Below are 9,553 nucleotides of genomic sequence, written 5' to 3' on the forward strand. Positions count from 1 at the left end.
CGGGCACCCGATTCCCGCGCTGCTGCTGCCATCATCGCGCGCATGCCAACACACGGTGGACTCGACGACACCCAACGCCAACGACTCTGTGAAACGAAGGTGACCCTCGACGGGGAGCCCGCACGCATCAGCGGCTGGGCCAACTCGTTTGCATCAGTGACACGCAGTGATGGCCGCGGCGGGGTCGTCACTTTCGCGTGGGCCACCGCGGCGCACATCGTGGCCGACAAGAGCGGCGCGTTCTTCTCATGAGCGACACCCGCGTCTGCATCTACGCCAACGAGGTCGCCGGCCCATTCACCGACCGCACCGCCCGCCTGACCATCGTCGGCCAGTTCTCGCTGCCCAACGTCGGATCCACGGCGCTGACGATGGAATACGTTCTCGGCCAGATCAATAACGAGACCCCAGCTGGGTTCGTCGCACCAACACGAGTGGCCCTTGCCGAAGTTCACGGCGGGGACGGCCAACTGCGCGAAGGCGACATGGTGCAGATCAACCACACCCAGTTCATGGTCACCGCGGACAACTTCGCGGAGTGGTCCGGTGAGTAGCTGTACCGTCCACGTCACCGTGCACCTGGACTACGACGTGTGGGACCACCGGGAAACCGAGGCCATCCGGGTATCACGGCACGGACGCGCCGACGCGTACCCACCGCAAGGGCAGCGGGCCACCGGGCAGTGGGACGGAACCAATACTGCAGCTGTGGCCGAAGCGATTGCACACCGCTTCGGGCTCGATGACGAGGAACGCGCCCGCGCGGTGTGCGTGGAGGCCGCCGCTGCGATAGAGCAGAGCGATCCCCGTTGGATCGTCACCTTCGAAGTCTGATCACTGCGCCGATCTAATACCTCGTCGTCCCCGATTGGCAGTCACACTCGCCGGCCCGCGACCGCGATCAGCGTCTGCGCGTGCGACATCAGCGCCCGGGCGACCTCCTCGGTCGTCGGCTCGTGCCCGCGACAGACCCCGGCCTCGCTGCTCATCAGTTCATGCAGGGCCAGCATCGCGAACACGCTCTCGCGATCGCCACTTAGCGCCTTCTGCAGCTCGTCGGCTGCCGGCACGGCGGGCAGGTGTGTGACGGCACGCCCGGCCGCCGACACCGCGATCGAATCAGCGGCCGACTCGCCCGCGCGGATAGCAGCCGCAGCGGAGGCCGACCACATCTGCACGTCCAAGCAGCGCTGCGCCGCCGCTGCGCTCTCTGTCGCACGGTCCAGTAGGGCGCGAGCGCGGCGGGTCTGGTCGATGCGCGTCACCGGCGCTCCCGTGCTACGGCGAGAGGTCGCGAATGACCGCGATCATGTCCGCGATCAGACCGTCGACATGGTTCTGGATGACGTCCCACACGATGTCGTTGTCGACCGTTACGTACCCGTGGGAAATGATGTTTCGGAGGTGGCGCGCACCTTTCCAGTGTTCGCTCGGGTACCGCACATCGAGATAGTGCGGATCTTTGGAATCCTCCTTGCGCTTCGGATTGACCGCACGCTCAACTCCATGCAAGGATTCTCCGGCGCCTTGCAGCTTCATCAGGACGGCGTCGAGGACATCGACGTTCTCCAGCGCCGCACGGGACGGAACATCTGAGGCTTTTAAGTCGCGAAGCCGGGAAACCCCGAACTCCAGGTGCCCGCAAATCCTCTCTCGCTGAACACTATTCAGACCCATCTACATCACTTTCACCAGATCAGGGGCAACTGCATTTTTGAACGCCGAATTGATGTCGGTGGCTATATCTACGTCGACGGACGACAGCACATCAGCGGCGTCCTGCAGCGCGACGAGCGCATCCAGTGTCCGATGTTCCGGCGACAGCACGCACAACAGATCGATGTCACTATCTCGGCGATGCACGCCGCGGGACCTGCTACCGAACAGGTACGCCGACGTCACGTGCTGCGCGCGCAGCACGCGGCGCAGTTCGTCGAGTTGCACCGGTAGCACCGCCTGCAGCTCCTGGTCCGTCATAGACCGGCTAACAGGCATCCCACATACCGCTGCAGAATCAACGGCAACCGCCGACATCGGCTCACTCCTCTCTCCGGTTTCCATGCTGGAGGGTGCGGAGTTCGATCCCGCTCCGCGGCGCGGACCCCACTCGATCGAAACTCGGGCTTTTCCGCGCACATCTGCCAGGAACCCGTCGTCCTGCGCCGGATCGGCCCACTGGTGGGGCAGCGCGCGAGTGACGTTCACCGGCCGCTGCAGCGTCTTCTCGGCGTGACGTGCAGCGTCGTCGAGGTCATCGAGATCGGCGGTTCCGATGACCAGGACGTCGACATCGGCGGGAGGGGGTCCGGGTTCGCCGGTGAAGCGCCGCGCCCAGGAACCGAACACGTACGCCTCGTCGATTCCCGCGACACTCGACAGCTCCTGAGCCAGCACCGGCAACGGTCCGTAGGTCAGTGCCAGCAGCTCGGTGAGCGGCCGTGACAGGCGGGTGTCAGCAGCCCGCACCAGGCGCATGTTTCCGCGGCGGTGATCCTGCACCAGCCCGGCGTCGGCCAGCCGGCCCACCTCGTGGTGCACCGCACGCACGCTGGCCCCGATCTGGGCGGCCGCCTCGGTCAGGCTGTACTCGGATTCAGGGTGCAGATACAGCAACGCCAACAGCTCACCCTGCATCTGGGACCGCAGAATGGGGAGCAGCGCGGAAGTTTTCACATCTAGAAATATAGATTACGAGTTGCGTAAACTCCAGGGTCAGCGCGGCGCATCGGCATGATCAACCCACAGATGCAGCAGCGACCGCGCCGATGCCGTAATGCGTCGCAAACCGGCGCAGGATCTCCAACGAGCGCCGGCAGTCCCCAAGCGTGCGGTGATTCGACCCGGGCAGTCCCGCCATGACCGTCTCCAGTCCGTCGCGGTCGACCAGGAACGCGAACTCGGTCAGCGCCGACGCGTCGATGGTGCGGTGCGTGAACCGCGCCGCCAGCGCCGGGGCGTGCACCTCCAGAAACGGCGCGTCCAGGGAACGCACCGAGCTACCGACCATCGGCACCGGCTCGCAGATCCCGTGCGCATCCAAACCCGCGGCAATCACCGCTGCGGCTGCCTCGACTGAACCCGCACGCGGTGTCGGGCCCGCCCCGGCCAGCAGCTCATCGATCAGCCCGTTGCGCAGGTGCATCTCCTCGGCGACCGTCAGGCATCCGCCGTCCCCGTCACGGCGACGCGCATCCTTGGCCCAAGCGACCGCATCCGGCGAGTCGACCAGCACCGCCAGCCCACCTCTCTCGGTGAGGGTTTCGTCGATGATGACGACACCGATCTCCAGGATTAGACCCGTGGACGGTTCTAGGCCCGTGGTCTCCAGGTCGATGACGGCAAGACGGTTTGCGCTGTGCGACATGGACCTCACTGTGCACGGCGGGTGTGACACCGCGGCGGGGAAACGGGCCGACACGCGGACATCGCGGGACATAGGCCGGACATTGCGGGACATACGGGACGTAACACCTCCGGTAGAGCGGAAGTGTCCGCGCTGCGCGGCGCCGAACCAGCACCCGTACTTGCAGCAGCGGTTTCGCCGCGGCCCGACGCAACTGCTGTCAGACCGTGAGATCCAGCAGCATGGCGCTCTTGACGAAGTTTCCGCTGTCGTCGGCAAGGTTTCCGCTGTCGTCGGCAAGGCCCACTACGCGGGTCTCGCCGCGGTACGCGGTATACCGCACGTGGTAGTGCCCGTGAAACAGCACCGTCGGCGCGGTGGCGTCCACAACCTCGCCGACAAGCTGCCGGTGCAGGTCGGCCTGATACAGCTCCGCGGGCGGGAAACCGCCGGGCAGGCCCGGGATTTCATAGCCGTCCGGCGCGTCATGCGCGACGATCACGTCCACCGGGCCGCCGCTGATCGCGTGGGAGACATCAGCTGCGGTGAGACGTTCCTCGGGCCACCAGCTCACGCCGGGCTTGCGCATGGGGCGATCCACCGAGTGCGCGCCACCCAACGCCATCCAGGTCTTGCCGTGCCAGCGCCAGCGCAGGCCGCGCGGCAAGTGGAAGATGTGCGGCCGGATCGGGCGCAGCCCCGTGGCCGGGTCGATCGGCAGTTCGTTCAGCCCCGGGTGGAACTCGTGATTCCCGTCCACCCACAGCACCGTGACATCATGGCGGACGCAGGCGGTCTCAATCTCGTCGAGGTAGCGGTCGCGGCGCAGGCCCGGCACCCAGAATCCGAAGTCGCCGAGCTGCAGGATCACTCGGATACCGCGCACGCCCGCGGAGATGATCAACGAGGTGGCCCAGCCTGTGTTGCCGTGCCAGTCGCCGGCCAGCATGACCATGTCCGGGCCCGGCTCCTGCAGAACGGTCGTCGTCATCTGTCCAGGGTCGCAGTTGGGACTGACGGTGGGCCAGCGAGTTTCGGTGACACGCGGAGCGCGCCGCTGCCGATGGAGGACGTGACAGCAGCTAGACCCGCACCCATCTCCCGTGATCATCCCGCTCCCACAGGCCGGAATAGTCACCAGCCCGGGCTCGGGCGACCACAGCACGTTCCTCGGCGGTCGGCGGGTGCAGAACCGAGTAAGCGATGGGCCACCACTTGTCGATGACAGCCTGCACCCGGCCCAGATCGAAGTCATCGTCAGCCTCGGCCAGGGCGATGCGGAACTCCGCCTCGAACTCTGCGCACCGATCAGCGGCGTGCTCGGCCAGGACCGCGCGGATGGACGGGCCCGTGCGCTCCACTCCGATCGACGACGGCATGCGCTCGAGTGTTGCATGGTTCATCCGCTGCGCCGGCCGCTGCTGCTATGCCGGTGGGCCGCCTGCGCACTCGTCACTCCGCACCCGTTGCTGCGGCACCGCCGGATTCGTGTGTCTTACCGGCGTTCCGGCCGATGCAGCTCTCCCCGAGCCCGCCGCCGATACACCTCGCCGCTGAACTCCCCGAGCCAGCCGACGAAGCTCGCTACGGGGAACCGGGCGCCCTCCCCTGTCGTGTGCTCGTCACCAAAACGCACGCTCCACCAATGCCCGCCGGAGTGCACGATCGCGGTCAACGACATCTCCTCGGCCGCCCAGTACACCGAGAGCGCATCTTCACCGCTGGGCGCCACCGTGGGCTGCACCACGACGTCGACCAGGATCTGGGTCAGCAGCGTCCGGGTGCGGTTGGCGACAGCATCCGACACCGCACCCGCAGCGACGAACTCGTCGACGGCGGCCAGCGACGGCACCAGGGCCTCGGCACTGAGCACGTGAGCACGGGTGCCCATCAGGTTCGCCGGCAGCGGCGAGTTCCACTCGCCGGCCCGAATGCGATACTCGTGGCGGCCGCCGCGCGTCGCGGAATGCCACAGCCGCATCTGCACGTAGAACGAGTTCTCCAGGGCGCCGATGATCGACTCGTTGCCCGACCAGCCCCCGGTGGCCAGCACGATTGAGATCTCACTACCGTCTTCGGTCAGCGTGACGTGCATGACACCGTACGGACTCCACAGCATCCGCACCAGCGCGAACAGCTCCGCGTGCGTGCCCGTGAAGCTGTTGATCAGATCCAGTGCCGCGTCGGTCGGATAGCCGTCGTCCCACAACTCTTCTGTGGTGTACGGGACGGGCGGGAGCGTCACTGGCTCAGATGCCGGGTCGGACTGCGGGCCCGTCGAGTTCATCATGCGCGGGCGTCCCAGACCCAGCCCGGCAACGCTTCGAGACGTGCCACCCGGTCAGCGGAGAGCTTGCCGGCACGGTATGTCGAACGCTGGCGTCTCACCCACTTACCGAGACGGAAACTCTCACCTGTGATGTGGTCCCCCGGCACACAGGTGTGGCCGTGCATTCGACCGAACTCGCGAGCTTCGTCGAGCCCATGCTCCCACTGTCCAGCGAGAACAGCCCACGACCATCTGGGCAGTGCTTCCAGCCGCACTTTGCGTTCCGTCGACAACGCCCCACTACGAAATGCGGTCCTCTGATTGCAGATCCACTGACCGAGGCGGAAGCCCTCAGCTGTGATGTGGTCTCCCGGCACACGGGTGTGGCCGTTGATTCGACCGAACTCGCGTGCTGCGACAATCCCACTCTCCCACCGCTCATCGAGCTGGTTCCACGACCACCCGGGGAGGGATTCCAGTCGCGCGATACGATCCGCGGGGAGACTCCCTGCGCGATACTCCTTGCGGCGATGACTGATCCACTGCCCAAGACCGTAGCCGTCAGCTGCTCTGTACCGCTGGGGAACACGTGTATGGCCGTTGCGCCGACCGAACTCGATCGCCGACGCGAGGCCCTGCTCCCAGCGTTCGTCAAGCAAATCCCACGACCATTTGGGCAGTGCTTCCAGCCGCACTTTGCGTTCCGTCGACAACGCCCCACTACGAAATGCGGTCCTCTGATTGCAGATCCACTGACCGAGGCGGAAGCCCTCAGCTGTGATGTGGTCTCCCGGCACACGGGTGTGGCCGTTGATTCGACCGAACTCGCGTGCTGCGACAATCCCACTCTCCCACCGCTCATCGAGCTGGTTCCACGACCACCCGGGGAGGGATTCCAGTCGCGCGATACGATCCGCCGACAACCTCCCGCCATGAAACGCAGTTTTCTGATTGCCGATCCATGCCCCGAGACGGAAGCCTCCTACTGTGACGTGTCGGCGGGGGATGCGAGAGTGCCCATGGCGGCGACCAAAATCGCCAGCGGCGGCGAAGCCCTGCTCCCACCGCCGATCGCGCACCCCCCACGACCACTTCGGAAGGGATTCCAGCCGCTCTGCGCGATCCTCCGATAGCGTCCCGCATCGGTAAGCCTCGCGCTGCTTACTGACCCAGCCACCGAGTCGGAAACCACCAACGGTGGTGTGACCATCCGGCACACGGGTGTGACCGTTGCGGCGGCCAAACGCTTCCGCGGCGGCTAACCCCAACTCCCACCGCTTATCGCGCACATCCCATGACCATTCAGGCAGTGTTTCCAGACGCGCTGCGCGATCCTCCGCCAGCCTCCCGTTACGGTAATCCTTCCTCTGCTCGCTGACCCAACCGCCCAGTCGGAAACCATCAACGGTGGTGTAACCGTCCGGCACACGGGCGTGGCCGTTGCGGTCGCTGAACTCTTTAGCTGCAGAAAACCCGCGCGCCCAACGATCACCGAACACGTCCCACACCCAGCTGGGTAGTGCTTCCAGCCGAGCGACACGTTCCACCGACAGCGCCTCGTCGCGGAAAGCCTCACGCTGCTTGCTTACCCACCCGCCCAGACGGATGCCATCGACGGTGACGTGTCTGAGCGGAACACGGGCGTGATCGTTCGCGCGAGTGAACTCGAGTGCCGCCGCGTACCCCCGCTCCCACGCCTGCTCGTCCTCGTCCAGTAGCATCCTGAGCCCGAAACCGTTGTGCAGCAGTTCCTCCGGGATGTTCAGGCTGATCAGCTGTCGGGCGGCGTCCAGTTCTTCGCGGGTGGGACGGTCCCCGCTGTGGTCGGTGTCGTCGCCACGGTGGCGGGACAGGGTGCGGGCGGCTTCGGCGATGCGCGGGTCGTGGTCGCCGAGGGCGGCGATGACCTGGCGGACTTTGGCGAAACCGGCTTCGGCGATCGCGGTTTCGACGTCCTGGCCGTCGCCGGTGCGCACCGCGAGCACGATCAGCGCCGGATCGTCGGTGCGCGGATTCTTGCGGATGGCGCGCCCGACACACTGCACGACGTCGATCTGGGAGCTGCGCGGTTCCCCGAACAGCACACCGTCGAGGACCGGGACGTCGATGCCTTCGGTGAGGCAGCGTGCGTTGGACACCAGGTGGAACCCGTCGTCGTGCACGGCCGCCAAGCGGGACAGCGATGCGGCGCGATCGGCGAGTTTCATGTCGCCGTCGATGTGTTCGGCGGTGCCGCCGGCCAGCAGCATCGACCTGGCGGCGTGCACTATCTGGAACGCTTTCACGAACGCCCTGCTCGCTGCCTTGCTGTTGAAGTAGGCGATCACCGAATGCAGACCGTTACTGCGGGCCGCTTTCGACAGCGCGATGATTGAGGCGACGTGGTCGGCTTTAAGTTCGTGTCCGTCGACCATGATGGTGTCGAGCACTTGGGCCGCGCTAGACAGCTCGGCGTCCGAGACGCCGATGACGGCGACCTGGTACTGGCTCAGGATGGCGCGTTCGACGGCCTCGGCGACCGACAAGGTGTACACCTGCGGCCCGTAGACGTTCTCGTCGTCCATCGACATCAGCAGCGTCTCGCCGCCCGTGTAGGACGCCTTCGTCGCGACTGTGTGCACGCGCGGTGTGGCAGTCAGGAACAGCCGACGGTCCCCCGGCACGTGCTCGTCGCGCAGGACGCGGCCGAACGCCTTGCCGGCCGCTCCGGCGGTCCGGTGTGCCTCGTCGCAGACGATCACGTTCCAGTGGGGTGCACCGTCGCGGTGGGCGTTGACGATCGCCCCGAGGCTCTGGTAGGTGGCGAACACGATGCGGGTGCCAGCGCCGGTCAGGAATGCGGCCACCGCATCTGGTTCGGTGGTGGCGCGCAGCGACAACTCATCGACATCGGCGTCGGACTCCACCCCGACAGCGCGGCGATCCGTCGCCGAGAGCTTCGAGCAGACCGCCAAGGCGTCGAAGTCGAACGGGGCATCCGCGAGCCACGCGGCGTAGGTCTGCTCCAGCAGGGTCAGCGTCGGCACCAGGAGCAAAACCCGCCCCCGCGCCCCGCCGAGCAGCTTGGCCACCGCGTGCATGCCGGTGATTGTCTTACCTGTGCCGCACGCCATGATCACCTGCTGGCGGGCCAGTGAGGTGTCGACGGCGTTGACGGCGTCGCGCTGGTGCGGGCGCAGCTCACGGGGCGGCGGGCTGAGCGTTTCGGCAGATGTCATGCGGATTCCCCTGTCTCGGTCGGTGATTCGCAGGTGCGGCGCAGCGCCACCAGCTGCTGGTATCGGCCCAGCGGTATACGACCGGAGTTGATCTCCAGCGCCTGTCGGTGCACCCAGTCGCCGAGGCGGAATCCGTCGGCGGTGACGTGATCACGTGGAACGTCGGTGCGACCATGCTCGGCGGCGTACCGGCGCAGTGCTTCGAATCCGGCCTCCCAGGTGGACTGCCGGTACGACCACACCCATCCCGGGAGCGCTTCCAGTCGGGCGATCCGTTCTGCAGTCAGTGCACCGCGTCGGTAGGCGACGCGCTGTGCACCCACCCAGGCGCCGAGCGGGTGTCCGCCCTCAGACACCGCAGCGGCGGGGATCTCCTGGTCGGTATCCAGGTGTGTGGCTACGGCGCGGAACATCTCGTCCCACCGCTGGCTGTGCGGTTCCCAGACCCACCCGGGCAACAGTTCCAGGCGCTCGATCTGATCGGCGCCCAGTGTCGATTCGCGATAGGCGCGGCGCTGATTGGCCACCCACATGCCAAGGTCGAAGCCCTGGGCGGTGCGGTACCCGCGTGGGGTTCGGCTATGGCCATGGGTGGAGACGAAATCCACCAGCGCCACGTATCCCCGCCCCCACTGGCGACGACCAGCACGATCTTCTATAGGCATGTGTGCATTATGCACGTCCTGATGCACGTGCATCGCAGTCGGCGACGACACGCCGACG

At 66.4% G+C, this 9,553-nt stretch carries 12 protein-coding genes; 3 read left to right on the forward strand and 9 right to left on the reverse strand.

Annotated features, from left to right (window positions below; genetic code table 11):
* Positions 1-42: 42 nt before the first annotated feature.
* Genes AWB94_RS34555 through AWB94_RS07040 form a run of 3 tightly spaced genes read left to right on the forward strand, consistent with a single transcriptional unit; the run spans position 43 to position 834 of the window.
* Complete coding sequence (locus AWB94_RS34555) at positions 43-252, forward strand: hypothetical protein (RefSeq protein WP_131805288.1); 210 nt, start codon at positions 43-45, stop codon at positions 250-252.
* A complete protein-coding gene (locus tag AWB94_RS07035; RefSeq protein ID WP_062656822.1) occupies positions 249-554 on the forward strand; it encodes a hypothetical protein in 306 nt (101 codons plus the stop codon). Before AWB94_RS34555 ends, AWB94_RS07035 begins: the two co-directional genes overlap by 4 nt.
* Positions 547-834 carry a hypothetical protein gene (locus AWB94_RS07040; protein WP_131805289.1) on the forward strand — a complete coding sequence of 96 codons (288 nt, stop codon included), beginning with the start codon at positions 547-549 and terminating at the stop codon, positions 832-834. The genes AWB94_RS07035 and AWB94_RS07040 overlap by 8 nt, the downstream gene beginning before the upstream one ends.
* Before the next feature lie 41 nt (positions 835-875).
* Here the strand turns inward: AWB94_RS07040 and AWB94_RS07045 are convergent, their stop codons facing one another.
* The 9 genes from AWB94_RS07045 to AWB94_RS07085 form a co-directional block, all read right to left on the reverse strand.
* The gene (locus AWB94_RS07045; protein WP_062656824.1) at positions 876-1,265 is read right to left on the reverse strand and encodes a hypothetical protein; all 390 of its coding nucleotides are present in this window, start codon (positions 1,263-1,265) and stop codon (positions 876-878) included.
* A 13-nt stretch (positions 1,266-1,278) separates the two neighbouring features.
* Positions 1,279-1,677, reverse strand: a complete 399-nt coding sequence (locus AWB94_RS07050) for a HepT-like ribonuclease domain-containing protein (RefSeq protein ID WP_084395151.1) — start codon at positions 1,675-1,677, stop codon at positions 1,279-1,281.
* On the reverse strand, positions 1,678-2,673 hold the full coding sequence (locus AWB94_RS35500; RefSeq protein WP_084395152.1) for a nucleotidyltransferase domain-containing protein: 996 nt from the start codon (positions 2,671-2,673) through the stop codon (positions 1,678-1,680).
* A 61-nt stretch (positions 2,674-2,734) separates the two neighbouring features.
* Positions 2,735-3,364, reverse strand: coding sequence for a 3'-5' exonuclease family protein (locus AWB94_RS07060; RefSeq protein WP_062656826.1), 630 nt, complete (start codon positions 3,362-3,364; stop codon positions 2,735-2,737).
* Between the two features lie 199 nt (positions 3,365-3,563).
* Entirely contained in the window at positions 3,564-4,334 is a 771-nt protein-coding gene (locus AWB94_RS07065) for a metallophosphoesterase family protein (protein WP_062656827.1), read from the reverse strand.
* A gap of 91 nt (positions 4,335-4,425) precedes the next feature.
* Entirely contained in the window at positions 4,426-4,722 is a 297-nt protein-coding gene (locus AWB94_RS07070) for a DUF6247 family protein (protein WP_062656866.1), read from the reverse strand.
* 116 nt (positions 4,723-4,838) lie between these two features.
* Positions 4,839-5,588, reverse strand: coding sequence for a hypothetical protein (locus AWB94_RS07075; protein WP_062656828.1), 750 nt, complete (start codon positions 5,586-5,588; stop codon positions 4,839-4,841).
* A 41-nt stretch (positions 5,589-5,629) separates the two neighbouring features.
* Positions 5,630-8,830, reverse strand: a complete 3,201-nt coding sequence (locus AWB94_RS07080; protein WP_062656829.1) for a DEAD/DEAH box helicase — start codon at positions 8,828-8,830, stop codon at positions 5,630-5,632.
* On the reverse strand, positions 8,827-9,495 hold the full coding sequence (locus AWB94_RS07085) for a helicase associated domain-containing protein (protein ID WP_165605323.1): 669 nt from the start codon (positions 9,493-9,495) through the stop codon (positions 8,827-8,829). Before AWB94_RS07085 ends, AWB94_RS07080 begins: the two co-directional genes overlap by 4 nt.
* Positions 9,496-9,553: the final 58 nt, after the last annotated feature.

The organism is Mycolicibacterium canariasense (genome assembly GCF_002101555.1).
Classification (GTDB): Bacteria; Actinomycetota; Actinomycetes; order Mycobacteriales; family Mycobacteriaceae; genus Mycobacterium; species Mycobacterium canariasense.

Excerpts from the sequence above, each read along its gene's own strand:
- AWB94_RS34555 (WP_131805288.1), top strand. The coding sequence starts at position 43 with ATGCCAACACACGGTGGACTCGACGACACCCAACGCCAACGACTCTGT.
- AWB94_RS07035 (WP_062656822.1), top strand. The coding sequence starts at position 249 with ATGAGCGACACCCGCGTCTGCATCTACGCCAACGAGGTCGCCGGCCCA.
- AWB94_RS07050 (WP_084395151.1), bottom strand. The coding sequence starts at position 1,677 with ATGGGTCTGAATAGTGTTCAGCGAGAGAGGATTTGCGGGCACCTGGAG.
- AWB94_RS07060 (WP_062656826.1), bottom strand. The coding sequence starts at position 3,364 with ATGTCGCACAGCGCAAACCGTCTTGCCGTCATCGACCTGGAGACCACG.
- AWB94_RS07065 (WP_062656827.1), bottom strand. The coding sequence starts at position 4,334 with ATGACGACGACCGTTCTGCAGGAGCCGGGCCCGGACATGGTCATGCTG.
- AWB94_RS07070 (WP_062656866.1), bottom strand. The coding sequence starts at position 4,722 with ATGCCGTCGTCGATCGGAGTGGAGCGCACGGGCCCGTCCATCCGCGCG.
- AWB94_RS07080 (WP_062656829.1), bottom strand. The coding sequence starts at position 8,830 with ATGACATCTGCCGAAACGCTCAGCCCGCCGCCCCGTGAGCTGCGCCCG.
- AWB94_RS07085 (WP_165605323.1), bottom strand. The coding sequence starts at position 9,495 with ATGCCTATAGAAGATCGTGCTGGTCGTCGCCAGTGGGGGCGGGGATAC.